The sequence below is a fragment of the Streptomyces sp. NPDC085460 genome (assembly GCF_044541975.1).
Taxonomy (GTDB): Bacteria; Actinomycetota; Actinomycetes; order Streptomycetales; family Streptomycetaceae; genus Streptomyces.
In genome coordinates, this window is the sequence record NZ_JBITTO010000009.1 from 174,922 (window position 1) to 197,722 (window position 22,801).

A 22,801-nucleotide genomic window follows, 5' to 3' on the forward strand; every position below is an offset into this window, starting at 1 on the left:
ATGGGGGCGGAAGTGGCGATCGACGGTTTCGGACCGGGAGCACAGATCCCGCTCCAGGGCGGCAGCGGCCTGACCGGCGCGACCAACGCGCTGGCCTCGGCCGCGTACCGGGACAGCCCCCTGGAGACCATCCAGGACGCCGACAACGAGTACTACAAGACCACGCTCAAGAAGGGGAAGTGGGAGAAGCTCTTCCGCCCCGACCTCGGCGAGGCGTTCTCCCGCGCCGTGCAGGTCCGCATGCTCGGCGGCGGCCGCAAGCCCCTCATCCAGTCCTTCGGCGCCGAACCGCAGCCGGTCGTCGAGCACTGCCTCGCCGCCACCCACATCCGCCGCCGCCGCGACATCAAGCTGACCCTGATCACCTTCTTCTGCGGCGTCCTCTTCCTGCCCGGCCTGCTGCTCTGGCTCATCGTGATCCACCTGCGCCGCACCGCCGCCGGCTCCGACAACAAGCGCACCAGCCTCATCGGCACCGTCCTGCTCGTCGCCGTCGGCATCGTCGCCGTCCTGATCCTCCTCCGGCTCCCCTTCGACGGCCTCCTCCCCAACTACCTGCGGGCCATGCTCGTCGCCCCGGTCATCGGCTGGTACCTCGCGAGCCGCGTCTGCCTCAGCGCCGCCGTCGACCTCCGCGACCGCTGGACCGGCCTGCTCAGCGGCGGCGGCGTCGGAGCCCACGTCCCCGGGTCCGTGCCCACGGACCCCGGCGAGAAGTCCGCCGAGGAACTCCGCCTCAACCTGGAGAAGCTCTCCGCCGAGCAGCAGTCCAACGTGGTCTTCTACGCCGGCGGCAAGGGCATCCTCGGCCTCGGCACCCGCTGGGGCAGCTGGACCCTGGCCGAGGAACTGGTCCCCCTCGAAGGCCACGAGATGCACGACTTCCGCGCCTGGGACCTCGTCCGCAAGATCCACGACCAGCTCACCCTGCTCGAACGGGGCTCCCTGAAGACCGGCTTCCCCAAGCCCACCGTGAAGCACTGGATCGTCTCCCCGGTCGGAGAGACCGCCGACGAGGTCGCCCGCCCCGAGGGCGACGACATCGTCCACTACCAGGTCAAGCCGCACGAGATACAGCGCATCTGCAACGAGCAGCAGTTCGGCGCCGGCAACCGCCACTACCTGGGCGTCCAGTTCACCCTCTGGGACGGGAACGTGGTGCTCACCATGATGGTCACCGTCACCTCCCTGCTCCACACCCTGCGCATCGAGGTCACCGGCCACGCCCTGGGCCCCGTCCACGGCCTGTTCACCACCAAGCCCAAGGCGAAGACCAAGGAGGTCGCCAAGACCGTCCGCTTCTGGGAGACCAAGGAGATCGCGCAGCCGCTGCTCGGCACCGACGACATCGTCCGCCTCGCCGTCCGCGCCCCGCTCACCTGGTACCCGCCGGTCCTGGAGTTCCTCGGCGGCAAGATGAACCTGCCCGAGCCCTTCGGCCTCCGGCACGTCTGGGCCGGCCCGCTCTGGAAGAACCGCTTCATGGCCGACGACGCCCTCCGGATGGCCACGCCCGTGGTCCGCGCCGTCCACGCGGCGACCGTCCGCTTCCTCGACGCCCACAACGTGGACACCGAGCGCTTCGGCAACCGCACCCTCTTCATGAGCGGCATGCTCCAGGAACCCGCCCCGAGGAAGGCCGACGTCTACGACGCCTGACGTCCACCGCGCGGGTACGCCGACGGCCCCGGGGCGCGCGCCCCGGGGCCGTACCGACACGGAGGGTCAGAGCGTCGCCGGCCAGGCGTCGGCCAGCATCTTCCGGGTGTCCGCGAGCAGCTGCGGCAGCACCTTGGTGTGACCGACCACCGGCATGAAGTTGGTGTCCCCGCCCCAGCGCGGCACCACGTGCTGGTGCAGGTGCGCCGCGATCCCCGCGCCGGCCACCGCACCCTGGTTCATGCCGATGTTGAAACCGTGCGCCCCGGACGCCGCCCGCAGCGCGATCATCGCTCGCTTGGTGAAATCGGCCAGCTCCGCCGTCTCGGCCGCGTCCAGATCCGTGTAGTCGGCGACGTGCCGGTACGGGACGACCATCAGATGCCCGCCGTTGTACGGGTACAGGTTGAGGACCGCGTACACACTCGCGCCACGGGCGATCACCAGCCCGTCCTCGTCCGACTTCGACGGGATCGAGCAGAACGGACAGCCGTCGTCGGCCCCCGGCCCGGTCGGCTTGTTCTCGCCCTGGATGTACGCCATCCGATGAGGCGTCCACAGGCGCTGGAACGCGTCCGGCGCCCCCACTCCGATCTGCTGCTCCGGCTCAGTCGTCATGCTGTGCAGCATATTGCGTCGCCCGTTCGGAACGTGTCGGCGGGGCGAGGGAAGCCGTCCCGGGTGATCCTGATCCGATGAGCGACAGGCCCCCGAACCCGCCCCGCCAGGAACGCTGGGACCGCCGCATGGAGACGCCGCTCGCCGTCGCCTCCGTCGCCTTCCTCTCCGGATACGCGGTCCGGGTCCTCGCCCGCGACCACCTCCCGAAACTCGGGGTCGACCTCTGCGTCGGCGTCATCCTCGGCGCCTGGGCCGTCTTCGTCGCCGACTACGCGGTACGCCTCCGGCTCAGCGGCCTCCGCCCGCACCGCTTCGTCCGCACCCACCTCCTCGACACCGTCGTCCTCGTGCTCCCGCTGCTGCGCCCGGTCCGGATGGTGGCCCTCTACGACCGGGTCCAGCGCCGCCGCGGCCAGCCGCGGCTCAGCCTCTACGCCCGGGTCATGGTCTACTCCGGTCTCACGGTCTCCCTGCTGGGCTTCACCGCCGCGCTCACCGTCTTCCACCACGAGGCCGACGCCCCCGGCGCCACGATCCGCACGTTCGGGGACGCGATGTGGTGGGCCAGCGCGACCCTGGCGACGGTCGGCTACGGCGACGTGACCCCGGTGACGCCGATCGGCCGGGTGGTCGCGGTCGGCCTGATGGCGTGCGGGCTCGCGCTGCTGGGCGCGGTGACGGGTTCGTTCTCGTCGTGGCTGATCCAGGCGTTCAGGCGGGAGGACGAGAAGCCGGGGGACGAGGGGGCGTAGGACGACGAAGGTCCCCGGGGGAAACCCCCGGGGACCCGCTTCCCCGCTCACGCGGGGGAACACGTCACACCTGGACGCGCGTCTCGACCACCTCGACGAGCTTCGCCAGCGCCTCGTCGCGCGGGACGCCGTTCTCCTGCGAACCGTCGCGGTAGCGGAAGGAGACCGTGCCGGCGTTCATGTCGTCGTCGCCGACGATGATCATGAACGGGGTCTTGAGCTTCTGGTGGTTCCGGATCTTCTTCTGCATCCGGTCGGAGGAGGCGTCCACCTCGACCCGCAGGCCCTTCTTCTTCGCCTCGGCGGCGAACTCCTGGAGGTACTCGACGTGCGCGTCGCCGATCGGGATGCCGACCGCCTGGACCGGGGCCAGCCACGGCGGCATGGCGCCCGCGTAGTGCTCCAGGAGCACCGCGAAGAACCGCTCGATCGAGCCGAAGAGCGCACGGTGGATCATGACCGGGCGCTGACGGGAGCCGTCCGCCGCGGTGTACTCCAGGTCGAAGCGCTCCGGCAGGTTGAAGTCGAGCTGGACGGTCGACATCTGCCAGGTACGGCCGATGGCGTCCCGCGCCTGCACCGAGATCTTCGGGCCGTAGAAGGCGGCGCCGCCCGGGTCGGGGGTGAGCGGCAGGCCCTGCTTCTCGGCGACCTGCTGGAGGACCGCGGTGGCCTCCTCCCACACCTCGTCGGAGCCGACGAACTTCTCCGGGTCCTTGGTGGACAGCTCCAGGTAGAAGTCGCTCAGGCCGTAGTCGCGGAGCAGGTCGAGGACGAAGGTGAGCGTGCGGTCGAGCTCCTCCGCCATCTGCTCGCGGGTGCAGTAGATGTGCGCGTCGTCCTGGGTGAAGCCGCGGGCCCGGGTGAGGCCGTGCACGACGCCGGACTTCTCGTACCGGTACACGGTGCCGAATTCGAACAACCTCAAAGGCAATTCACGGTAGCTGCGCCCGCGCGCGTCGAAGATCAGGTTGTGCATCGGGCAGTTCATGGGCTTGAGGTAGTAGTCGGTACCACCGTCGAGCTGCATGGGGGGGTACATGCCCTCCGCGTACCAGTCCAGGTGGCCGCTCTTCTCGAAGAGGGCGCCCTTGGTGGCGTGCGGCGAGTAGACGAACTCGTAGTCGTGCTCCTCGTGCTTCTTGCGCGAGTAGTCCTCCATGACCCGGCGGATGATGCCGCCCTTGGGGTGGAAGACGGCGAGGCCGGAGCCGATCTCGTCCGGGATGGAGAAGAGGTCGAGCTCGTTGCCGAGCTTGCGGTGGTCGCGCTTCTCGGCCTCGGCGAGGAAGTCGAGGTGGGCCTTGAGCTCGTCCTTGGACGGCCAGGCGGTGCCGTAGATGCGCTGGAGCATGGGGTTCTTCTCGCTGCCGCGCCAGTACGCGGCCGCGTTCCGCATCAGCTTGAACGCCGGGATGTTCCGGGTGGTCGGCAGGTGGGGACCGCGGCAGAGGTCCTTCCAGCACAGCTCGCCGGTCTTGGCGTCCAGGTTGTCGTAGATGGTCAGCTCGCCGCCGCCCACCTCGACGTTCGCGCCGTCGTCGGTCGACGCGGAGCCCTTGATGCCGATGAGCTCCAGCTTGTACGGCTCGTCGGCGAGCTCCTCGCGGGCGGCCTCGTCGGAGACGACGCGGCGGGCGAACCTCTGCCCCCGCTTCTGGATCTCCTGCATCTTCTTCTCGATCGCCTTGAGGTCCTCGGGCGTGAACGGCTTCTCCACGTCGAAGTCGTAGTAGAAGCCGTCCCGGACCGGCGGGCCGATGCCCAGCTTGGCCTCGGGGAAGAGCTCCTGCACGGCCTGCGCCATGACGTGCGCGGTCGAGTGGCGCAGGATGTTCAGGCCGTCCTCGGAGGAGATCTCGACGCCCTCGACGACATCGCCCTCGGCGAGCTCGTACGAGAGGTCCTTCAGCTCCCCGGCGACGCGGGCGGCGATGACGGTGCGGTCGTCGGCGAACAGGGCGCCGGCCGTGGTGCCCGCGCTCACCGTCCTCTCCTCGGGTCCTGAGGCGGTCGGGACGGTCACACGGACTTCGGACACGGGTACTCCATGCATCGGGGCGCTGGCAGACACGAGGTGCCGGCGCCGGCGGCGCGCGGCAGAGACGAGGTGCCGCGTCCCTTCGATCTTACGGGCCCCGCCGAACCCCGCTCACCGCATTTCGTCCGGCCCGCTCACCGCTCCCCGTCCACCCCGCTCACCGCTCCTCGTCCGGCCCGCACGCCTCCTCGAAGAAATCAAGGTTCTCGTGCAGCGATTTCATCAGTCGGTCCCGCTCCGCCTCGTCCACCTGCACCGGAACCACGGAGGAGGGGTCGGCGAGGCGGCGGAAGCCGCCGCGGCTCTCCAGCCGGCCGACGACCCGGATCGGGAGGCCGACGAGGTGGGCGTGACCGGCGGTGCGGTACGCCTCCTCGTCGAGGGTGACCCGGACGTGGCCGACGTCGGCGCCGCCGAGCACCCGGAGCCTGACGGTGCCCTCGCCGCGCGGCCCGGAGCGGCGGAGCCGGACGACGGCGCCGGTGATCCGGACCGGGACGGAGGGCTCGTCGGTGAGGTAGCGGGCGCTCGCCTCGCGCAGCGCGGGCAGGTCGCCGGGCGAGAACTCGACGGGCTCGGGTCGGGCCGCGCATCCGTCGGGGACGCCGGCGGCGGGTGCCCAGGCGAGGGCGATGCGGGCGCCTTCCGTACCCCGTACGAGGGCGACGAGCGCTTCGGTGAGTTCGCGGCTGACGCCGGCCTCGACGGCGGAGTCGAAGGCGTCCATGCCCCCGGTGGCGCGCTGGTAGTCGACGGCCTCCCGGGCGGCGTGGAGCGCGTGGTGGAGCCGGACGGCGACTGGGCGGCCAGGCGGGACCGGCAGGAAGGCGGTGAGGGCACGGCCGCCGGGGTCGGTGCCGACGACGACGGATTCGAGGGCGGCCTGCGCGGCGGCGCGGTGCCGGGAGCCGTGGTAGCCGGCCCGGCCGCGCACGGCGAGGGCGCCGGCGAGGAGGATCTTGCGGGCGGCGGACCGGAGCCGCTCCTGCACGGGCCAGGGGACGGTGCCGGCCGGGCCCGGGGGCACCTCGCTCCACCAGCGGATCTCGTCGCTGGGGACGGCGAGTCCGGTGAGGACCTCGCGGGCGGAGGGGGTGCCGCTGCGGGCGAGGGCGGTGAGGGCCTCGCCGATGAGGTCCTCGCTGTCGGGGAAGGCGAGGCTGTCGGGGACGAGGAGGCTGGTGCCGCCACCGCCGGGCCCGCCGCCCGGCGGGGTCCAGCGGCCGTACCGGCCGGCGGCGCCGCCGCGGCGCTGCCAGCCGTGCCGGGCGAGGAGGGCGCCGAGGACGCGCGGGTCGACCCTGCCGGGGTCGGGCACGCCGTCACCGGCGGTCCAGGGCGCGGCGGGGTCGGCGGCGGGCACCGGGTGGGGCCGGTAGGGCGGGGGAACGGCGGCGGGCCCGCGCCCGGCCCCGCCGCCCGTCCCGTACGCGTCCCCCGTCCCGTACCCGTCCCCCGTCCCGTACCCGCCGCCCGCGCCGCGCCCGTCACTCGCCCCGTATCCGTCCCCCGTCCCGTGTCCGTGTCCGTCACTCGCCCCGTGTCCGGAGTCGTCGATCGGTCGGTGCATCAAGGTCTCCCTCCCCGGCCGACCCGGGTCATGATCTCGCGCAGCGCCCGGTCGTCGAAGATCCGCGCCGTGGGGACGCGCACGGTGGTCCGGCGGCGTCCGGTGACCGGCTGCCCGGCCAGGTTGGTCCAGTAGCAGCAGTGCCGCAGGTCGAGCCGGTCGTGGCTCGCTCTCAGCCAGTCCTCCGGGTCTCTCGGGACGATCATCACGACCAGGATCTTGTGCACCGCCACGGGGGTCCGGGCGAGCTTCACGAGGTGGTCGTTGTCGAGGGTGAAGGGGAAGGTGCTCCCCGTGGGGTGGGCGGGCAGTTGGTAGGTGCATTTGAGCTGCACCTTGATGGTGACCTCGTCGTCGACGGTGTGTCCGGGCGAGCCGTGGCTCACGTGCCAGTCGACGCCGTTGTCCGGGAAGGGCTGCGCGAGCGAGCAGCCCGCCGCGGCGGCGACGGCGTGCAGGTATCCCACCTGGAGGGTCTCCATGCAGGCGGTGGTGGCGAGTGAGCCGCGTGCCGGGGCCGCCCGCTGGGGCGGCAGCCCTCCCGACTCGGGCTGGGCGAGCGCCATGTGAACGTCCTTCCCCGTCACCAGTGTTGTGACCGGTCCGCGTACGCCGCAAACAGTGCGGGTATCACCGCTTCGGGGCAGGGGGTTGGCCATCTGCCGCGCGGGTGCGAGGAGTTCGGGTATGACGACGAACTGGTACGAAGGGCCCCTGGCCGCTTTCGACACGGAGACCACCGGAGTGGACGTCGAGCAGGACCGGATCGTGTCCGCCGCGCTGGTCGTCCAGGACGCGGCGGGGGCGAGGCCGCGGATCAGCCGCTGGCTGGTCAATCCGGGCGTTCCGGTGCCGGAAGGGGCCACGGCGGTACACGGACTGACGGACGATCACCTCCAGCGGAACGGCCGGTGGCCGTCGCCCGTGATGGAGGAGCTGGGGCGCGCCCTGGCGGAGCAGAACGCGGCAGGACGGCCGCTGGTGGTGATGAACGCGCCGTTCGATCTCACCATCCTGGACCGGGAGCTGAGGCGCCATCGGGCGTCGTCGCTGGGCCGGTACCTGGAGCACACCTCGCTGTGCGTGCTCGACCCCCGGGTGCTGGACAAGCATCTGGACCGGTATCGCAAGGGCCGCCGGACGCTGACGGACCTGTGCGCGCACTACGAGGTGGAGCTGGCGGGGGCGCACGACGCGGCGGCGGACGCCACGGCGGCGCTGGAGGTGGTGCGCGCGGTGGGGCGGAGGTTCGCGTCCCGGCTGGAGCGGCTGTCGCCGGCGGAGCTGCACACCCTCCAGGCGGTGTGGCACGCGGCGCAGGCGCGGGGCCTCCAGGCGTGGTTCAGCCGGCAGGGGACGCCGGAGCTGGTGGATCCCGCGTGGCCGCTCCGTCCGGAGCTGCGGAAGGCGGCGTGAGGCGGGCCGGAAACGGCTGAGGCCGGTCCGTCGTGATGACGGACCGGCCTCTCCCGGTGGGCGATACTGGGATCGAACCAGTGACCCCTTCGGTGTGAACGAAGTGCTCTCCCGCTGAGCTAATCGCCCGGGAACGGGTTGAACCATACAGGGCTCGCGGGCCGGGTTCCAAATTCATTCGGAGCGCAGGAGGGCGGCCAGCCCGCGGCGTCCGCCGCGCATCATCAGGGCGTGGTTGGCGCGGAAGAAGGGGCGGCCGGGGACCGCGAGGAGGCGGAGCAGCCGGGCGCGGACCTCGACCTCCTGCTCGTACAGGGCGTGGGTGCCGGCGCCGTCGGCGGTGAGGGTCCAGCGGGCCCAGCCCTCCAGGTCGCCGTGGAGCCGGACCTCCAGGACGAGGTCCTCGGGCGCGTGGGGCACGGCGCGGGCGGTGACGTCGAGGTCGTACGGGAGGAGCGAGCGGAAGCGGGCGGTGCCGGTGGTTTCGTCGCGCGGGACGACGGCCCGGACCTGGGGCCACCAGCGGGGGTACTCCTCGGCGCGGGCGAGGACGGCGTAGACGCGGGCGGGCGGGGCGGCGAGCCGCCAGACGCTGCGGAAGCGGTACCGGCACCAGTCCATGGGTCCAGTGTGGGTACTCGGGCGGGATCTGAGTAGCAGCGCGCATTCCCGGGGCGCGGGCGCGGCGCGACACTCCGGCCATGGACATGAAGTTGCCCCCGGTCGAGGAGCTGCGGCTCGTCGACGTCGAGCTGGCCCGGCTCGACGCCCGCCGTGCCGAGCTGCTGGCCCGGAGGGCGTGGCTGCTGGGCGTGCTGCACTCCCCCGTCGGGCGGGCGGCGGCGCCGTTCGGCGGCGGCGCGGCGCCGGCGGAGACCTCGCCGCGCGGGGCGCAGAACGTGCTGCTGACGCTGGGCGGGGTCCTGCTGGCGATCGCGGCGCTCGCGTTCACGCTGGTGAGCTGGGGCTCGATGGGCATCGCGGGCGTTCGGCGGTGCTGCTGGCGGTGACGGCGGCGGCGCTGGCCGCGCCGGTGGCGCTGCTGCGGCGGGGGCTGGTGTCGACGGCGGAGTCGGTGGGCGCGCTGGGGCTCGTCCTGACGGCGCTGGACGCGTACGCCCTGCACCGGGTGGCGCTGCCGGGGACGGACGGGACGGCGTACGCGGCGGTGGCCGCGGGGGTCCTGGCGGGGGTGTGGGCGGGGTACGGCGGGCTGCTGCGCGGCCTGCGGCTGCCGTTGCCGGCGGCGGTGGCGGCGGCGCAGTTCCCGCTGCCGCTGGGGGCGCTCGCGGCCGGCGGCGGTCCCGCCGCGGTGGCGTGGGCGGCGGTGCTGACGGCGGCGGCGGACCTGGTCCTCGCGGCGCGGCCGGGAGGGCTCGCGGTGCGGGTGACGGCGGGGGCGTCGGCGGGTGTCCTGGCGGCGGGGGCGCTGCTGACGGGCGGGTGGTTCTCGGTGACGGCCCCGTGGACGGGTGCGCCGCTGCTGGGCGGCTGCGCGGCGCTGTGCCTGTACGCGGTGCGGGTGGCGCGTGCGGCGGCGCCGGGGCTCGCGGCGGTGGCCGGTCTGGCGGGGGTGGCGGCCGCGGGCGGCCTGCTGCGGGCCGCGCTTCCGGTGGAGTGGGCGGTGCCGGCGTACGTGGTCTGCGGTCTGGCCGTGGCGGCGCTGTGGCGTCCGCTCCCGGCCGTACGGGTCCCGGCCGGGGTGCGGGCCGGGTTCGGGCTCGCCGGGGGCGGGGTCGCGGCGCTGGGCGTGGTGTGGGCGCTGCCGCCGGTGCCGGCCGGACTCCTGGGCCCCGCGGACCGGAGCGCGGGCGTGTGGTCCGGGGCGCACGCGGAGCCGCTGCTCGGCGGCTACCCGGCGACGGCGGCGGCGGTGCTGCTGCTCGGCGCGGTGGGGGCGGCGGCGTCCGGGCTGCTGTGGGGCCGGTGGGGCGGGGTGGTGCTCGGCTGGGCACTGCTCATGGCCCTGCCGGTCGTCCTGCAGCTGTCGCACGCGGCGGGGCTCGCGGTCCGGCTGGTGGCGACGGCGGCGGCGCTGGCGCTCGCGGTCCGGCCGGGGGTCGCGGCGCGGGGACTCGCGGGTCCCGCCCGGCCGGCCCGGGCGGCTACGGAGCGCCCGGCGGGGGCGTGGGGCGCGTCGTGGACGGCCGGTGCGGCGGCGGCACCGGTGGAGCCGGGCGCGCTGTTCGGCCTGACCGGTCTGGCGGCCGGGACGGCCTCGGCGGGCTCGGCCCTGCTCCTCTCGCTGGATGTGCGGGCGGCGACCTTCGCGGTCCTCGGGGTGCTGCTCGGTCTCTTCGTGGCGGCGGCGGTGCTCGGCGCGGGCGGGGTCCGTGCGACGGCGGCCGGTTGCGCGGTGCTCGCGGCGGCGGGCCTGGTGGGCGCCGGGGCCGCGGCGGCGGGGCTCGCCCCGTCCACGGCCGGGCTTGTGCTGCTGCTCGTCCCGGCGGGCACGGCGGCGCTCGCGGCCCGGTTCCGGTCGGCGACGGCGGCGGCGGTCGAGGTGACGGGGGTGGCGGTGGGCGCGGTGGCGCTGGCCCTCACGGTGCCCCGTCCTGCCGTGCTCGCCCTGGCGCTGGCGTCGGCCGGTCTGATCGCGGCGGGGACGGCGCTGCGGCCCGAGCGGCGGCGGGCGGGCGCCTGGGCGGCGGGGGCGCTGTTCCTGGCCGCGGCCTGGGTGCGGCTCGCGGTCTGGGGCGTGACGGTCCCGGAGGCGTACACGCTGCCGCTGACGGTGCCGGCGCTCGCCGTCGGCTTCCTGCGGCGCCGCCGGGATCCGTCGGCCTCGTCCTGGGTCGCGTATGGCCCGGGGCTCGCGGCGACGCTGCTGCCGAGTCTGGCGGCGGTCTGGGCGGCGCCGTCCGGGGCGCGCCCGCTGCTCCTGGGGGCGGGGGCGCTGGCGGTGACGCTCCTCGGGGCGCGGTTCCGGCTCCAGGCGCCGCTGCTCCTGGGCGGGACGGTGCTGGCCCTGGTGGGGCTGCACGAGCTGGCGCCGTACGCGGTGCGGCTGGTCGGCGCGCTGCCGCGGTGGCTGCCGCCGGCGGCGGCGGGGCTGCTGCTGCTCGCCGTGGGGGCCACGTACGAGCGGCGGCTGCGGGAGGCGCGGCTGCTGCGGGAGCGGCTGGCCCGGATGCGGTGAGGGGGAACGCGCCGAGGGCCCGGAGACGGTGATCGTCTCCGGGCCCTCGGTCCGGGTGGTGGGCGATACTGGGTTCGAACCAGTGACCCCTTCGGTGTGAACGAAGTGCTCTCCCACTGAGCTAATCGCCCGGGCGCACCGCAAACATTACCGCATGTCAGCGGGGCTCCCGAACCATCCCGGGGTCATTCTTCGATCTTCCAGGGCATGACGAGGCCGAACTTCCAGAGGTACCAGCCGCACAGCGCGGCGATGATCACCACGCCGATGACGGTGAGGGTGATGTTGCGGCGCCGGACCTTGGGGTCGAGGGCGCGCTGGGCCGCCTCGGTGACCTTGCGCTTGGTCCAGCGCAGGACGATCTGCGCCCAGACGAACTCGGTCGCCCAGATCGCCATGCCGGCGAAGATCACGAGCCAGCCCGGCCCGGGGAAGACGAGCATCAGGATGCCCGCCACGATCACGGCGAGTCCGACGATGAAGACGCCGACCTGCCAGCTCAGATGCAGCCCCCGCCGGGACTTGATGAACTCCGGTGCACGGGATCCCAGTTCGGCCTGGCCGTCGTTCTGGGTCTCGGGGGCGCGCTCGTCACTCTCCGCATTCATGGGGCCAATTTACCCGACTCACCAGCCCCACCGGTATGGCGGTATTACCCAAAGTTACATACCGCCGTCCGAGCTACCTGAACGATCACAAAACCGACAGAGGGGTTTACAACGGCACCGGAGGTGGGATGTCGATTTCGCCGACGTGCGAATCCCCGAGCGCACACTGAGCGAAAGGCCCTGGCGCTTATGAACACCGTGGTGAGCTGCGAGCTGCACCTGCGCCTCGTTGTGTCGAGCGAGTCCTCACTGCCTGTACCCGCGGGCCTGCGGTATGACACGGCGGATCCGTACGCCGTGCACGCCACCTTCCACACCGGAGCCGAGGAGACGGTCGAGTGGGTCTTCGCCCGCGACCTTCTCGCCGAGGGGCTGCACCGGCCCACCGGCACGGGCGACGTCCGGGTCTGGCCGTCCCGTAGTCACGGCCAGGGCGTCGTCTGCATCGCGTTGAGCTCGCCCGAGGGCGAGGCACTGCTGGAAGCCCCGGCGAGGGCCCTGGAGTCGTTCCTCAAGCGGACCGACGCCGCGGTCCCACCCGGCACCGAGCACCGTCACTTCGACCTCGATACCGAGCTCTCCCACATCCTGGCCGACAGCTGAGCCAGGCCAAGAGCCGTACGGCGCCGTCTTAACTCGGGGAGACGGCGCCGCGCGGGCGGTCACACAGCACGACCTCAGGCGCCCCCACCGCGCAGCCGGCGCGGTGAAGGGCGCCGTCGTGCTTTTCCGGGGCGCGCTAGAGTCGTCGGCAGTCCGCGGGCGCCCGCCCGCGGCCGGCCAGGGAGCGAAGCGTGCTCATCCCCCACGACACCCGGATCGCCCTCGACACCGTCGTCGATCTGATGAACACCGCCGCGCAGGGCGACCGTGAGGACACGCTCACGGACCTCGCCGCGCTGCGCGTCTTCGTGCGCGAGCACCGGATCAGCGGCGTGGGCGACCTGGACGCGGAGGACCTGCGGGCGGTCCGGGAGGTGCGCGAGCGCTTCGCGGCGGTCTTCTCCGCCCCCGACGCCAGGATCGCCGCCCCGCTGATCAACCAGCTGGTGGCCGCCGCGGGCACGACCCCGCAGCTCACCGACCACGACGGCTACGACTGGCACGTGCACTACTTCGCGCCGGGCGCCTCGGTCGCCGACCACCTGGCCGCCGACTGCGGAATGGCCCTCGCCTTCATCGTGGTCGCGGGCGAGCGCGAGCGGCTGCGCCGGTGCGAGGCGCCGGACTGCGGCCGCGCCTTCGTCGACCTCTCCCGGAACCGGTCCCGCCGCTACTGCGACAGCCGCACCTGCGGCAACCGTCTCCACGTGGCCGCCTACCGGGCCCGCCGCAAGGAGGCCGCCGGCTGATCCCGCGCCGCCCGGCCGCAGGACCGGCGCCTCACAGGACGTAGAGATCGTGCAGGGCCGCCATCAGGAGCAGGGCCCCGATCACCGCCAGGAAGATCATCAGCGGCGGCTGCGACAGCGCGAAGAGACAGCCCCTCGGTTCGTCGGCCGGAGGGTCGGCGGCGGGGACGGACTCGGCGGAGGCGGGGACGGGTTCCCGCGAGGTATCCAGCATCTCGGGGGGATGATCGCGCACCCCACGGGTGCGAAAGGCCGAAAAGTGCCGTACCGCGGGGCGGTTCATCCCTTCCCGTGGATCTCCGGATCACCGCCCGGTCGCGGCCCGGCAGGCAACGGCCAGAAGCGGTCAGATTCCGTGCTTCTTCAGAATCGCCTCGATGTCGCTGAAGTCCTCGGAGGTCGCGCCGGAAGAGGCCGCGCCCGACGGAGCCGCCGGTCCCGAGGCAGGCCGGGCGATGGCGTCCCTGGCCCGGGCCGGTGCGGACGCCCCGGGCGCCACCGCCGCGGGATCCGCTCCCCCGGCCGCCGCCTTCCGGCCACCCCGGCGCCGCTCGACGCCCCGGGTGGTCAGCAGGAGCAGCCAAGCCACGCCGAGCACGCCGAAGCCCACCCAGGCGACCGGACTGAAGACGGTGTCGAAGGCCCACTCGACGGCGCCGGTCATCACCAGGCCGAGCGGCACCAGCGCCCAGGCCGCGATCCGCGTCGCGGACAGGTACTTCTTGCGGTAGGCCGTGATCGCGGCGATCCCCAGGCCCGCCGCGGACACCGCGGAGCAGATGGTCTCGGCGAGCATGCGATCCTCCAGGTCCCGGGTGATACGTCCCTTCCATCCTGCACCGCACCGGCCGCCGGAGGCCACGCCCCCGGCCCGGTCTCAGGGAGATCTCCGGGTCCACCCGCACGGGATCTCCTCCTCAGGTCCCGGTCGGGCTCGGCCGAGGTGCCGATGCGGGGCACCGGCCGCCCGGCTGGAAGACTGCGGGGCATGACTGACTCCACCACCGAGACCTCCCCGGCCCCCGTCGTCCTGGAGGCGTGGTTCGACCTCCAGTGCCCGGACTGCTTCCAGGCCCTCGACGACGTCCACGCGCTGCGCGAGAAGTACGGCGACCGGCTCGACGTACAGCTGCGCCACTTCCCCCTGGCCAAGAACAAGCACGCCTACGCCGCCGCCCAGGCCGCCGAGGAGGCGGCCGACCAGGGGCAGGGCTGGACGTACGCGGAGGCCCTGCTCGCCCGGACCGCCGACCTGGCCGACCGGGGCGAGCCGGTCCTCCTTGAGGTGGCGGCCGGACTCGGCCTGGACGCCGAGGAGTTCGACACCGCGCTGATCGACGGCCGGCACCTGCTCACCGTCGACGCCGACCAGGCCGAGGGCCAGGCCCTCAAGGTCACCGGCACCCCGACCTACGTCATCGGCGGGGAGCGCCTCGACGGCGGCAAGAGCCAGGAGGGCCTGCGGGCCCGGATCGAGGAGATCGCCGACCGCCTGCTGGCCGGCTGACCTCCCGGCCGGCCCCGCGCCTCAGAGCAGCGGCTTGGCGCTGTTGACGAAGGTCGTGCGATAGCCCAGCGACTCGTAGAGGCGGACCGCCGGGGTGTTGTCCGCGAAGACGTGCAGCCCCAGCAGGGCCTGCCCGGCCTCCCGCGTCATGCGCTCGGCCACGAGCATCAGCGCCCGGCCGTACCCCCTGCCGCGCAGCTCCGCGTCGACCTCGACGCGGTAGACGTATCCGGCGCTCACGCCCGGCTCCAGCTCCCGCACCCCGGTCCAGACGTGACCCGCGATCCGGCCGTCGAGGACGGCCACCCGGATCGCGGTGCCCGGGGTGGCGAGCCCCCGGGGCAGCAGCTCGCGGTGGCTCGCCTCGGCCTTGGCGCGGGCCTGCGCCTCGGGGACGCCCCGGTCCGTCCAGCTGCGGGCGAAGGACTCCCGGGCCTCCGCCTCCCACCCGGCGTACTCCTCGTCCGTCATCGGGCGCGTCTCCACCCCGGCCGGCGGCGGGGGCGGCCCGCCGGCCAGTTCCTTCACCATGTTGCGGCTGCGCTCGGTGTAGCCGAGGGCGCGGGCGAGGGCGAGGGCGGGGCCCGCGTCGGCGGGGACCGATATCTGGATCTCCGAGCAGCCCCAGCCGCGCAGCACTTCCTCGGCGGCGAGCGCGGCCACGGTGCCCCGGCCCCGGCCGCGGTCCGGTTCGTCGACCCGCAGCCGTTGGATCAGCCCCGCCGCGGCCCCGAACTGGGGGTCGGTGGCGACGTGGACGGAGCCGACGCGGCGGCTGTTCACGCAGATGTCGTAGGTGCGCGACCGGCCGCCGCCGGCCGTGTGCTGGAGCGGCTCGGACGGCCGCAGGGTAGTGGTCATCAGGGGTGTTCTACCCATCCGGGAGACCCCCGTCATCCCGATTACCCGAGCTTCGGGTCCCGGTCGGCGGCGGCCCGCTCCTCGAAGATCCGCATGGCCTTGGCGGTGACCGGGCCGGGGGCGGCGGCGAGTTCGCGCCCGTCCACGCGGTGGACGGCCTGGACGTCGCGCAGGGTGGAGGTGAGGAAGATCTCCTCGGCGGTCTCCAGCACGTCGAGCGGCAGATCGGTCTCGACCGCGCCCGTCCACTGCGCGGCGAGGGCGCGGGTGATGCCCGCGAGGCAGCCGGAGGAGACGGGCGGGGTGTGGATCCGGCCGTCGAGCACGACGAAGACGTTGGAGCCGGTGCCCTCGCAGAGCCGGCCGACGGTGTTGCCGAAGAGGGCCTCGGTGGCGCCCCGCTCCCTGGCCCGGGCGAGGGCGACGACGTTCTCGGCGTACGAGGTGGTCTTCAGGCCCGTGAGCGCGCCGCGCTCGTTGCGGGTCCAGGGGACGGTGACCACGGCGGTGGTGTCGGGCCGGCGGGAGGTCTCGCCGACGGCGACGACCAGGCCGGCGCCGGCGTCGCCGCGCTCCGAGCCGAGCGGGGAGAGGCCGCCGGTGTAGGTGATGCGGAGCCGGCCGAGCTCCATCGGGTTGGCCGCGAGGACGGCGGCGCACGCCCGGCGGACCTCGTCGAGGTCCGGGTCGGGCAGGCCGAGGCCGCGGGCGGACCGGGTGAGCCGCTCCAGGTGCAGGGTGAGGGCAAAGGTTTCGCCGCGTTCGGCCTTGACGGTCTCGAAGACCCCGTCGCCGACGGTCAGCCCGTGGTCCAGGACGGAGACCCGGGCGGCCTCCTCGTCGTACAGCCCGCCGTTGACCCACAGTTTCATCGAGAGATGGCCTTTCCGCTCGCCCCAGGGACGTCCTCGTCCGGGGCGCCCGACTCGTAGGCGCCCGACGCTATCGCGACCAGCCGGGCGGCCTTCAGCTCGGTCTCCTCCCACTCCCGCTCGGGATCGGAGCCCCAGGTGATCCCGGCCCCGGTGCCGAAGCGCAGGAGCCCCTGCGGGCGGTCGATCCAGAAGGTGCGGATGCCGACGGCCAGCTCGCCGTGGCCGCTGTCGGCGTCCACCCAGCCGACGCCGCCGCAGTACGGGCCGCGGGGCGCGGTCTCCAGCGCCTCGATGATCCGCAGGGCGCTGGACTTGGGGGCGCCGGTCACCGAGCCGGGCGGGAAGGTGGCGGCGAGCAGTTCCGGCCAGCCGGCGTCCTCGCGCAGCACACCGCCGACGGTGGAGACGAGGTGGACGAGGCCGGGGTGCTCCTCGATCTCGCAGAGGGCGGGGACGGCGACGGAGCCGGTCTCGCAGACGCGGCCGAGGTCGTTGCGGACCAGGTCCACGATCATCACGTTTTCGGCGTGGTCCTTGGGCAGGAGGTCGGCGGCGGTCCGGCCGGTGCCCTTGATGGGGCCTGAGGAGACCCGGTCGCCCTCGCGCCGCAGGTACAGCTCGGGCGAGGCGGTGGCTATCTCCACGCCGTGCGCGGGCAGCCGGATCGTCCCGGCGTACGGGGCGGGGTTGCCGGCCGCGAGCAGCGCGGTCAGGGCGTCCACGTCGGCGGCGGCCGGGTCGGGCAGCGGCGCGCTCATCACCCGGCAGAGGTTCGCCTGGTAGACCTCGCCGCGCGCGATGTGCTCGCGGATCCGCCGTACCCCCTGGGTGTACGCGGCGCGGTCGAGCGACGACGTCCAGTCACCGGGACGGGGTCCTGACCAGGCGCCTGGGGTGGCGGCGGACACCGGGGCGCGGCGGACGTCACCGAAGCGGGCGCAGGTCAGCCGCCCCTCGAAGTCGGCGCAGACGGCCCAGAAGCCGGCGGAGTCCAGCGCCTCGGGGTCGTGGGTGACATCCCGGAGGTCGGTCGCGACGAGGCCGCCGAAGCGGGCCAGGGGGGCAAGGTCGTACACGGATCGAGTCTAGGTCGGCCCGGGCGGGAGCAGGGTCCCCCGGGCGAAGGGGCTCCGCGTCGCCCCGGGGACACGGCGGGTGAACGCCGTGCGAACCCTCCGCGCGGCTCGGCCGGGCGCCACGAAGGGCGTGCAGGTCAGCACGCTGCGGAAACGCGTTTTTGTACTGGCCCGGGAATCCGCTAGAGTTCAACACGTCGCCGGGACGCGCAAGCGGGCCGGAACCGACAAGCGGACGTGGCTCAGTTGGTAGAGCATCACCTTGCCAAGGTGAGGGTCGCGAGTTCGAATCTCGTCGTCCGCTCGATGTGGGGGATCTTCCCGAACCCCCGTATTCACTCCTGGTGGAGTGGCCGAGAGGCGAGGCAACGGCCTGCAAAGCCGTCTACACGGGTTCAAATCCCGTCTCCACCTCCAAGGACGATTAGCTCAGCGGGAGAGCGCTTCCCTGACACGGAAGAGGTCACTGGTTCAATCCCAGTATCGTCCACTGGACCCCCGGGTCCTGGATCTTCGGATCCCCGCGCGATTAGCTCAGCGGGAGAGCGCTTCCCTGACACGGAAGAGGTCACTGGTTCAATCCCAGTATCGCGCACCACATCTCTCGCACCCTCGGGTGCGTCCCGCGCGATTAGCTCAGCGGGAGAGCGCTTCCCTGACACGGAAGAGGTCACTGGTTCAATCCCAGTATCGCGCACAGGAAGACGAAGCCCCGGCCGACTGCGGCCGGGGCTTCGTCGTGCCCGCGGGCCGATGCGCGCACCGCGGCCCCGGATCCGCGCGGTGCGGATCCGGGGCCGGGGCGGGGCTCAGGAGGAGAACAGCATCCGGCCGAAGCCGCGCGGGCGGTGGTGGCCGTGGTGGCCGCCGTGCGGGGCACCCCAGGCGGGGGCGGCCGGGGCGGGCTGGGCCGGGTACGCGGCCGGCGGGGCGGGCGGGGCCTGCCACTGGGACTCCAGGCGGGTCAGGGCCTCCAGCTCGCCGTAGTCGAGGAAGATCCCGCGGCAGCCGCTGCACTGCTCGATCTGGACGCCGTTGCGGTTGTACGTGTGCATCGCCGCGTGACACTTGGGGCACTGCATGCTCGGCTCAACTCCCTGCCGTTGCCGTTCGAATGATGACCTCACTTTATGGGGACGCGGCGGAGGAGGGAGCGGTTCGGGTCCGCGCGATCCTGGCACAGGTGTCGATCATCACGCCCTCCACCTCGTCGAGTTCGCGTCCCTCCCCCGTGGACTTGGCGAGCGCCAGGGCGGCCGTCTGCACCGTCAGAGCCCTGGCCGGCAGGTCGAGCCGCGCCCACGGGTCCGCTCCGCAGGCCGGGCCCCCCGCCGCCTCGTACGCGCCGAGGAACCGCGTCCACACCTCCGCCGGGAGCAGCCCGGCGGCGAACCAGGCGGCGGGGCGGGCCAAGTCCCAGGCGGGGTCGCCGAGTCCGGCGTCGTCGACGTCGATGAGGCGCCACGCGCCGCGGAAGTCCCGGACGAGCTGGCCGAGATGGAAGTCGCCGTGGCACAGGTACGCGCGCGTGGCCCCGGTTCCGGGGGCGGATTCCCGGGCGGGGGCGGATTCCCGGGCGGGGACGGTTTCCCGGGCGGGGACGGTTTCCCGGGCGGGGACGGTTTCGCGGGCGGGGACGGCGGTGGGGTCGGTGGCGGTGACGGTGTGCCAGGCCGCGAGGACGGTGGCCGCCGCCGGATGGTGCCCGGCGGTACGGAGCATCCGGCCGACGGCCAGGGCGGCCTTCTCGGGGGCGCGCATCGCGGGCAGCGGGCCGGCGGGTCCGGGCGGCGGCGGGGTGCGGTGGAGCAGGGCGAGGAGGCGCGCGGCCTCCTCCCAGGGCGCCGCGTCGGGATCCTCCGGGTCGACCGGAGGACCGTACGGCCAGACCGTCACCGGTCGTCCGGCGACGCGCTCCCGGCGGGGGCCCGGGACCGGCGGGAGGAGGATCCCGCCCAGGTCCGGGTGGGCGGCGAGGGCCAGCCGGGCCGCGTGGGGGCCGTCGGCGACGCCGGGGGCGTGCGCCTTGGCGACAAGGCCGCCGTGGCGTACGACGGTCCCGTCCTCCCGGTCCGCCAGGACCCGTATCTCCCCGGGATCGCACCGGCAGGCTCCGCCGTCGTGCACGACGGCGCCGGCGATCCGGGCGAGCGCGCCCGGCACGTCACCGTCCGACGGCCGGGAGGTCTGCTGCGCGGTCTCTGCGTCCATCTGGCGAGCGTACGCGGCCAACGGAGGGCGGCGGGCTGAAGGGAGGGGCGGGTATGCGGCGGAGGGGAGGGCGGGGCGGGTACGCGGCTCAGGGAAGCGCGGCGGGCGGAGGGGGACGGGTGCGCGGCAGGCGGGAGGGGACGCGTACGCGGACGGCGGGAGGGACCTCGGCGGGCGGGAGAGGCCGCGTATGCGGAGGGCGGGAGGGGCCGCGGCGAGCGGGACGGGGCGGGTACGCGGAGGGGCCGGTCGGCTCCCCGGCCGACCGGCCCCTGCGCTGTCGTCCGCCGCACCCCCGTCCCCACGGGGCTGTCGGCCGATGTACCCGACCCGGGCCGCTCTCCCGGGTCCGGGGCGCCGCTCAGCGCCCCAGCATCACGCCCACGGACGACGCCTGTGTGACCACCGCTTCCCAGCCGCCGAAGACGACCACGAGCAGGGCCGCGAGAGGGAGGACCATGGCGGTGGCGACCAGGGGGTGACGGCGTCCCGCGGGGCGGGGGGTCGACCGGTGTGCCGTGAAGGCCATGGTCCTCTCCTGTCGGTCTCTGTTCGCTGCGATGGATTCCGGTGCGGTGGGCGCGTTTTCCTCGGGGGACGAGAGTCGCGCCCACCGCATGACCTCAACACTAGGGAGCGGGAGCGGCCGGGGCGTCATGCCCGCGTACCGGCTTTCGGGCCTACGGGAGGATGACGCCGCTCCTCCTGGAGTACTCCCCTGGGTGGAGACGGGGGGACACGGGTGAGGGTCTTCCCTGAGGGGGTGCCTCCGTGACGTGGATCACGTGCGGTGGCGGACGGGGCGGAAGGAGGGGTGTAGGGCCGCCGCGCGGGCGGGCGCGGGGCGGCCCGGAGCCGCCGGCCGCAGCCGTCAAGTGGGCTGGAAGGACAGGGGTGTTGAGGGAGGGGTGCGGCGCTGTGCTGGGGTGTCCTACCCCTCAGCACTGACAATCGATGCGGGCGGGAGGGCGCGGCCTATGAGCGCGCGGGGGCGGCACTACGTAAGCTGTGCCACGTCGAACGGACGAGGGGACGGACATGGCGATGATGCGGCTCCGGCGCGAGGACCCGCGGATCGTCGGGGCGTTCCGGCTCCACCGCAGGCTGGGCGCCGGAGGGATGGGGGTCGTGTACCTCGGCTCCGACCGGCGCGGTCAGCGGGTGGCCCTGAAGGTGATCCGGCCCGATCTCGCCGAGGACCAGGAGTTCCGGTCCCGCTTCGCCCGTGAGGTGTCGGCGGCTCGGCGGATCAGGGGCGGCTGCACCGCGCGGCTGGTCGCCGCCGATCTCGACGCCGAGCGGCCCTGGTTCGCCACCCAGTACGTGCCCGGCCCCTCACTGCACGACCGCGTCGCCGAGGAGGGCCCGCTGCGGGCCGCCGACGTGGCGTCGATCGGCGCCGCGCTCTCCGAGGGCCTGGTCGCCGTCCACGAGGCCGGGGTGGTGCACCGCGACCTCAAGCCGTCGAACATCCTGCTCTCCCCCAAGGGCCCCCGCATCATCGACTTCGGGATCGCCTGGGCCACCGGCGCGAGCACCCTCACCCACGTCGGCACCGCCGTGGGCTCGCCGGGCTTCCTCGCGCCCGAGCAGGTGCGGGGCGCGGCCGTCACCCCGGCGACGGACGTCTTCTCGCTCGGCGCCACCCTGGCGTACGCCTCGATGGGCGACTCCCCCTTCGGACACGGCAGTTCCGAGGTGATGCTCTACCGCGTGGTGCACGAGGAGGCCCAGCTCCAGGGCGTCCCCGACGCGCTCGCGCCGCTGATCCGGGCCTGTCTGGCGAAGGACCCGGAGGACCGGCCCAGCACGCTCCAGCTGTCGATGCGGCTCAAGGAGATCGCCGCCCGCGAGGCGCAGGGGCTGCCGTCCGCCCGGCCGCCGGCCCCGCGCGAGCGGGTGGAGGAGCGCGGCACGCTGCGACCGACCGAGCGGTACACGGAGCGGGACACCGCCCGGGGCCGGGAGGGGGAGCGCGCGGCCTCCCGGGGGCGCGGGACCGGGCCGGCCTCGCGGCCCTCGGCGCCCGCCCGCACCGGCGGCGGCTCCCGCAATCCGCAGTCGCGTCCCGGCACCCGCCCCGGGAACCGGACGACGTCCACCGGCCGCCGGCCGGCCAATCCGCGGCTGCTGCGCCAGCGGCTCGTCGTCTTCGTGGTGGTGACGCTGCTGGTGGCCCTGGGCATCGCCGCCGCCCAGGCCCTCCAGGGCTGAACCGGAGGCCCTCCGCTGCTTCAGGGCTGCACCGAAGGGCCCGCCCGGCCCTCCGGCCTGAACCGAAAGGCCCGCCCTACGCCTCGGGGCGGCCCGCCGTCACCGCGTAGAAGGCGACGGCCGCCGCCGCGCCGACGTTGAGCGAGTCGACGCCATGGGCCATCGGGATGCGGACCCATTCGTCGGCCGCGCGCAGCGCCTGGGTGGACAGTCCCTCACCCTCCGCGCCGAGCATCAGGGCGACCCGGTCGAGCTTGTGGGGGGCGGCCTCGTCCATCGAGGTGGCCTTCTCCGCCGGGGTGAGGGCGAGGAGCTTGAAGCCCGCCTCCCGCACCGCCTCCAGACCGCGCGGCCAGGTGTCCAGGCGGGCGTACGGGACGGAGAAGACGGCGCCCATGGAGACCTTCACCGAGCGGCGGTAGAGGGGGTCGGCGCAGTCCGGGGAGAGCAGGACGGCGTCCATGCCGAGGGCCGCGGCGCTGCGGAAGATGGCGCCGATGTTGGTGTGGTCGTTGACCGACTCCATGACCGCGACCCGGCGGGCGCCGGCGAGGAGTCCGGCGGCGTCCGGGAGCGGCTTGCGCTGCATGGAGGCGAGGGCGCCGCGGTGCACGTGGTAGCCGGTGACGCGTTCGGCGAGGTCGGGCTGGATCGCGTACACCGGGGCGGGCACCTCGTCGATGACGTCGCGCATGACGTCGACCCACTTGGCGGAGAGCAGCATCGACCGCATCTCGTAACCGGCCTGCTTGGCACGGCGGATGACCTTCTCGCCCTCGGCGATGAACAGGCCCTCGGCGGGTTCGCGGCGGCGGCGCAGCTCGACGTCGGTCAGGCCGGTGTAGTCGCTCAGGCGGGGGTCGTCGGGGTCGGTGATCGTGATGAGTTCGGCCACGGGG

General features: G+C 74.0%; 24 protein-coding genes and 7 tRNA genes. 14 read left to right on the forward strand and 17 right to left on the reverse strand.

Features of this window, described 5'->3' with window-relative positions:
• Entirely contained in the window at positions 1 to 1,659 is a 1,659-nt protein-coding gene (locus tag ACIGHB_RS24195) for a hypothetical protein (protein ID WP_360317456.1), read from the forward strand.
• Between the two features lie 66 nt (positions 1,660 to 1,725).
• On the opposite strand, the gene ACIGHB_RS24200 is transcribed toward ACIGHB_RS24195, so the two are convergent.
• Positions 1,726 to 2,289 carry an HIT domain-containing protein gene (locus tag ACIGHB_RS24200; protein ID WP_360317458.1) on the reverse strand — a complete coding sequence of 188 codons (564 nt, stop codon included), beginning with the start codon at positions 2,287 to 2,289 and terminating at the stop codon, positions 1,726 to 1,728.
• A 65-nt stretch (positions 2,290 to 2,354) separates the two neighbouring features.
• Here ACIGHB_RS24200 and ACIGHB_RS24205 point away from each other — a divergent pair, with 65 nt between their 5' ends.
• Complete coding sequence (locus ACIGHB_RS24205) at positions 2,355 to 3,032, forward strand: ion channel (RefSeq protein ID WP_360317460.1); 678 nt, start codon at positions 2,355 to 2,357, stop codon at positions 3,030 to 3,032.
• A gap of 64 nt (positions 3,033 to 3,096) precedes the next feature.
• Here ACIGHB_RS24205 and thrS read toward each other — a convergent pair whose 3' ends face one another.
• The 3 genes from thrS to ACIGHB_RS24220 form a co-directional block, all read right to left on the reverse strand.
• Complete coding sequence (gene thrS, locus ACIGHB_RS24210) at positions 3,097 to 5,073, reverse strand: threonine--tRNA ligase (RefSeq protein WP_399915822.1); 1,977 nt, start codon at positions 5,071 to 5,073, stop codon at positions 3,097 to 3,099.
• 157 nt (positions 5,074 to 5,230) lie between these two features.
• On the reverse strand, positions 5,231 to 6,643 hold the full coding sequence (locus tag ACIGHB_RS24215; RefSeq protein WP_399915824.1) for a hypothetical protein: 1,413 nt from the start codon (positions 6,641 to 6,643) through the stop codon (positions 5,231 to 5,233).
• Positions 6,643 to 7,209 carry a DUF4365 domain-containing protein gene (locus tag ACIGHB_RS24220; protein ID WP_360317466.1) on the reverse strand — a complete coding sequence of 189 codons (567 nt, stop codon included), beginning with the start codon at positions 7,207 to 7,209 and terminating at the stop codon, positions 6,643 to 6,645. Before ACIGHB_RS24220 ends, ACIGHB_RS24215 begins: the two co-directional genes overlap by 1 nt.
• Positions 7,210 to 7,330: 121 nt before the next feature.
• Between ACIGHB_RS24220 and ACIGHB_RS24225 the strand changes: the two genes are divergently transcribed.
• Positions 7,331 to 8,059, forward strand: coding sequence for a 3'-5' exonuclease (locus tag ACIGHB_RS24225; protein WP_388872806.1), 729 nt, complete (start codon positions 7,331 to 7,333; stop codon positions 8,057 to 8,059).
• A gap of 57 nt (positions 8,060 to 8,116) precedes the next feature.
• On the opposite strand, the gene ACIGHB_RS24230 is transcribed toward ACIGHB_RS24225, so the two are convergent.
• Positions 8,117 to 8,188 (reverse strand) — tRNA-Val (locus ACIGHB_RS24230).
• Positions 8,189 to 8,233: 45 nt separating this feature from the next.
• Positions 8,234 to 8,680: an SRPBCC family protein gene (locus ACIGHB_RS24235; protein ID WP_399915826.1), complete on the reverse strand. Its 447-nt coding sequence runs from the start codon at positions 8,678 to 8,680 to the stop codon at positions 8,234 to 8,236.
• Between the two features lie 80 nt (positions 8,681 to 8,760).
• Here ACIGHB_RS24235 and ACIGHB_RS24240 point away from each other — a divergent pair, with 80 nt between their 5' ends.
• Together ACIGHB_RS24240 and ACIGHB_RS24245 are read left to right on the forward strand one after the other, a co-directional pair.
• A complete protein-coding gene (locus ACIGHB_RS24240) occupies positions 8,761 to 9,069 on the forward strand; it encodes a hypothetical protein (RefSeq protein ID WP_399915828.1) in 309 nt (102 codons plus the stop codon).
• Positions 9,054 to 11,198, forward strand: coding sequence for an SCO7613 C-terminal domain-containing membrane protein (locus ACIGHB_RS24245; RefSeq protein WP_399915830.1), 2,145 nt, complete (start codon positions 9,054 to 9,056; stop codon positions 11,196 to 11,198). The genes ACIGHB_RS24240 and ACIGHB_RS24245 overlap by 16 nt, the downstream gene beginning before the upstream one ends.
• 56 nt (positions 11,199 to 11,254) lie before the next feature.
• Here ACIGHB_RS24245 and ACIGHB_RS24250 read toward each other — a convergent pair.
• Together ACIGHB_RS24250 and ACIGHB_RS24255 are read right to left on the reverse strand one after the other, a co-directional pair.
• Positions 11,255 to 11,329: transfer RNA gene (locus tag ACIGHB_RS24250), tRNA-Val, on the reverse strand.
• Between the two features lie 54 nt (positions 11,330 to 11,383).
• Positions 11,384 to 11,806 carry a TIGR02611 family protein gene (locus ACIGHB_RS24255; RefSeq protein WP_360322078.1) on the reverse strand — a complete coding sequence of 141 codons (423 nt, stop codon included), beginning with the start codon at positions 11,804 to 11,806 and terminating at the stop codon, positions 11,384 to 11,386.
• Positions 11,807 to 11,995: 189 nt separating this feature from the next.
• Between ACIGHB_RS24255 and ACIGHB_RS24260 the strand changes: the two genes are divergently transcribed.
• Together ACIGHB_RS24260 and ACIGHB_RS24265 are read left to right on the forward strand one after the other, a co-directional pair.
• Positions 11,996 to 12,409, forward strand: a complete 414-nt coding sequence (locus tag ACIGHB_RS24260; RefSeq protein WP_030493555.1) for an SsgA family sporulation/cell division regulator — start codon at positions 11,996 to 11,998, stop codon at positions 12,407 to 12,409.
• Between the two features lie 191 nt (positions 12,410 to 12,600).
• Positions 12,601 to 13,158, forward strand: a complete 558-nt coding sequence (locus ACIGHB_RS24265; protein ID WP_360322081.1) for a CGNR zinc finger domain-containing protein — start codon at positions 12,601 to 12,603, stop codon at positions 13,156 to 13,158.
• A 31-nt stretch (positions 13,159 to 13,189) separates the two neighbouring features.
• On the opposite strand, the gene ACIGHB_RS24270 is transcribed toward ACIGHB_RS24265, so the two are convergent.
• Together ACIGHB_RS24270 and ACIGHB_RS24275 are read right to left on the reverse strand one after the other, a co-directional pair.
• Positions 13,190 to 13,372 (reverse strand): hypothetical protein, encoded by a 183-nt coding sequence (locus ACIGHB_RS24270; protein WP_360322084.1) that lies wholly within the window; start codon positions 13,370 to 13,372, stop codon positions 13,190 to 13,192.
• A 132-nt stretch (positions 13,373 to 13,504) separates the two neighbouring features.
• A complete protein-coding gene (locus tag ACIGHB_RS24275; RefSeq protein ID WP_399915833.1) occupies positions 13,505 to 13,954 on the reverse strand; it encodes a hypothetical protein in 450 nt (149 codons plus the stop codon).
• 192 nt (positions 13,955 to 14,146) lie between these two features.
• Between ACIGHB_RS24275 and ACIGHB_RS24280 the strand changes: the two genes are divergently transcribed.
• Positions 14,147 to 14,665 carry a DsbA family protein gene (locus ACIGHB_RS24280; RefSeq protein WP_360322090.1) on the forward strand — a complete coding sequence of 173 codons (519 nt, stop codon included), beginning with the start codon at positions 14,147 to 14,149 and terminating at the stop codon, positions 14,663 to 14,665.
• A 21-nt stretch (positions 14,666 to 14,686) separates the two neighbouring features.
• On the opposite strand, the gene ACIGHB_RS24285 is transcribed toward ACIGHB_RS24280, so the two are convergent.
• The 3 genes from ACIGHB_RS24285 to ACIGHB_RS24295 are packed head-to-tail and all read right to left on the reverse strand — an operon-like array spanning position 14,687 to position 17,477.
• A complete protein-coding gene (locus ACIGHB_RS24285; protein WP_399915835.1) occupies positions 14,687 to 15,526 on the reverse strand; it encodes a GNAT family N-acetyltransferase in 840 nt (279 codons plus the stop codon).
• 41 nt (positions 15,527 to 15,567) lie between these two features.
• The gene (locus tag ACIGHB_RS24290; RefSeq protein ID WP_399915837.1) at positions 15,568 to 16,398 is read right to left on the reverse strand and encodes an aminotransferase class IV; all 831 of its coding nucleotides are present in this window, start codon (positions 16,396 to 16,398) and stop codon (positions 15,568 to 15,570) included.
• The gene (locus tag ACIGHB_RS24295) at positions 16,395 to 17,477 is read right to left on the reverse strand and encodes a chorismate-binding protein (RefSeq protein ID WP_399915839.1); all 1,083 of its coding nucleotides are present in this window, start codon (positions 17,475 to 17,477) and stop codon (positions 16,395 to 16,397) included. The genes ACIGHB_RS24290 and ACIGHB_RS24295 overlap by 4 nt, the downstream gene beginning before the upstream one ends.
• Positions 17,478 to 17,708: 231 nt before the next feature.
• Here ACIGHB_RS24295 and ACIGHB_RS24300 point away from each other — a divergent pair.
• From ACIGHB_RS24300 to ACIGHB_RS24320, 5 genes are all read left to right on the forward strand, one after another.
• A tRNA-Gly gene (locus ACIGHB_RS24300) sits at positions 17,709 to 17,781 on the forward strand.
• A 39-nt stretch (positions 17,782 to 17,820) separates the two neighbouring features.
• Positions 17,821 to 17,894: transfer RNA gene (locus ACIGHB_RS24305), tRNA-Cys, on the forward strand.
• Position 17,895: 1 nt separating this feature from the next.
• Positions 17,896 to 17,967: transfer RNA gene (locus ACIGHB_RS24310), tRNA-Val, on the forward strand.
• A gap of 33 nt (positions 17,968 to 18,000) precedes the next feature.
• Positions 18,001 to 18,075: transfer RNA gene (locus ACIGHB_RS24315), tRNA-Val, on the forward strand.
• Between the two features lie 27 nt (positions 18,076 to 18,102).
• Positions 18,103 to 18,174 (forward strand) — tRNA-Val (locus ACIGHB_RS24320).
• 112 nt (positions 18,175 to 18,286) lie between these two features.
• Here ACIGHB_RS24320 and ACIGHB_RS24325 read toward each other — a convergent pair.
• The 3 genes from ACIGHB_RS24325 to ACIGHB_RS24335 form a co-directional block, all read right to left on the reverse strand.
• Entirely contained in the window at positions 18,287 to 18,559 is a 273-nt protein-coding gene (locus ACIGHB_RS24325) for a zf-TFIIB domain-containing protein (protein ID WP_360315425.1), read from the reverse strand.
• 46 nt (positions 18,560 to 18,605) lie between these two features.
• Entirely contained in the window at positions 18,606 to 19,688 is a 1,083-nt protein-coding gene (locus ACIGHB_RS24330) for a phosphotransferase (RefSeq protein ID WP_399915841.1), read from the reverse strand.
• A 361-nt stretch (positions 19,689 to 20,049) separates the two neighbouring features.
• A complete protein-coding gene (locus ACIGHB_RS24335) occupies positions 20,050 to 20,217 on the reverse strand; it encodes a hypothetical protein (protein ID WP_031005464.1) in 168 nt (55 codons plus the stop codon).
• A gap of 509 nt (positions 20,218 to 20,726) precedes the next feature.
• Here ACIGHB_RS24335 and ACIGHB_RS24340 point away from each other — a divergent pair.
• A complete protein-coding gene (locus ACIGHB_RS24340; protein ID WP_360315429.1) occupies positions 20,727 to 21,902 on the forward strand; it encodes a serine/threonine-protein kinase in 1,176 nt (391 codons plus the stop codon).
• A gap of 76 nt (positions 21,903 to 21,978) precedes the next feature.
• On the opposite strand, the gene ACIGHB_RS24345 is transcribed toward ACIGHB_RS24340, so the two are convergent.
• The gene (locus ACIGHB_RS24345; protein ID WP_360315431.1) at positions 21,979 to 22,797 is read right to left on the reverse strand and encodes an RNA methyltransferase; all 819 of its coding nucleotides are present in this window, start codon (positions 22,795 to 22,797) and stop codon (positions 21,979 to 21,981) included.
• Between the last annotated feature and the right edge of the window lie 4 nt (positions 22,798 to 22,801).

What these genes read in the sequence shown, in the direction of transcription:
- ACIGHB_RS24195 (WP_360317456.1), top strand. Translation starts at nt 1, where the DNA reads ATGGGGGCGGAAGTGGCGATCGACGGTTTCGGACCGGGAGCACAGATC.
- ACIGHB_RS24200 (WP_360317458.1), bottom strand. Translation starts at nt 2,289, where the DNA reads ATGCTGCACAGCATGACGACTGAGCCGGAGCAGCAGATCGGAGTGGGG.
- ACIGHB_RS24205 (WP_360317460.1), top strand. Translation starts at nt 2,355, where the DNA reads ATGAGCGACAGGCCCCCGAACCCGCCCCGCCAGGAACGCTGGGACCGC.
- ACIGHB_RS24215 (WP_399915824.1), bottom strand. Translation starts at nt 6,643, where the DNA reads ATGCACCGACCGATCGACGACTCCGGACACGGGGCGAGTGACGGACAC.
- ACIGHB_RS24220 (WP_360317466.1), bottom strand. Translation starts at nt 7,209, where the DNA reads ATGGCGCTCGCCCAGCCCGAGTCGGGAGGGCTGCCGCCCCAGCGGGCG.
- ACIGHB_RS24225 (WP_388872806.1), top strand. Translation starts at nt 7,331, where the DNA reads ATGACGACGAACTGGTACGAAGGGCCCCTGGCCGCTTTCGACACGGAG.
- ACIGHB_RS24235 (WP_399915826.1), bottom strand. Translation starts at nt 8,680, where the DNA reads ATGGACTGGTGCCGGTACCGCTTCCGCAGCGTCTGGCGGCTCGCCGCC.
- ACIGHB_RS24240 (WP_399915828.1), top strand. Translation starts at nt 8,761, where the DNA reads ATGGACATGAAGTTGCCCCCGGTCGAGGAGCTGCGGCTCGTCGACGTC.
- ACIGHB_RS24255 (WP_360322078.1), bottom strand. Translation starts at nt 11,806, where the DNA reads ATGAATGCGGAGAGTGACGAGCGCGCCCCCGAGACCCAGAACGACGGC.
- ACIGHB_RS24260 (WP_030493555.1), top strand. Translation starts at nt 11,996, where the DNA reads ATGAACACCGTGGTGAGCTGCGAGCTGCACCTGCGCCTCGTTGTGTCG.
- ACIGHB_RS24270 (WP_360322084.1), bottom strand. Translation starts at nt 13,372, where the DNA reads ATGCTGGATACCTCGCGGGAACCCGTCCCCGCCTCCGCCGAGTCCGTC.
- ACIGHB_RS24275 (WP_399915833.1), bottom strand. Translation starts at nt 13,954, where the DNA reads ATGCTCGCCGAGACCATCTGCTCCGCGGTGTCCGCGGCGGGCCTGGGG.
- ACIGHB_RS24280 (WP_360322090.1), top strand. Translation starts at nt 14,147, where the DNA reads ATGACTGACTCCACCACCGAGACCTCCCCGGCCCCCGTCGTCCTGGAG.
- ACIGHB_RS24285 (WP_399915835.1), bottom strand. Translation starts at nt 15,526, where the DNA reads ATGACCACTACCCTGCGGCCGTCCGAGCCGCTCCAGCACACGGCCGGC.
- ACIGHB_RS24290 (WP_399915837.1), bottom strand. Translation starts at nt 16,398, where the DNA reads ATGAAACTGTGGGTCAACGGCGGGCTGTACGACGAGGAGGCCGCCCGG.
- ACIGHB_RS24325 (WP_360315425.1), bottom strand. Translation starts at nt 18,559, where the DNA reads ATGCAGTGCCCCAAGTGTCACGCGGCGATGCACACGTACAACCGCAAC.
- ACIGHB_RS24330 (WP_399915841.1), bottom strand. Translation starts at nt 19,688, where the DNA reads ATGGACGCAGAGACCGCGCAGCAGACCTCCCGGCCGTCGGACGGTGAC.
- ACIGHB_RS24335 (WP_031005464.1), bottom strand. Translation starts at nt 20,217, where the DNA reads ATGGCCTTCACGGCACACCGGTCGACCCCCCGCCCCGCGGGACGCCGT.
- ACIGHB_RS24340 (WP_360315429.1), top strand. Translation starts at nt 20,727, where the DNA reads ATGGCGATGATGCGGCTCCGGCGCGAGGACCCGCGGATCGTCGGGGCG.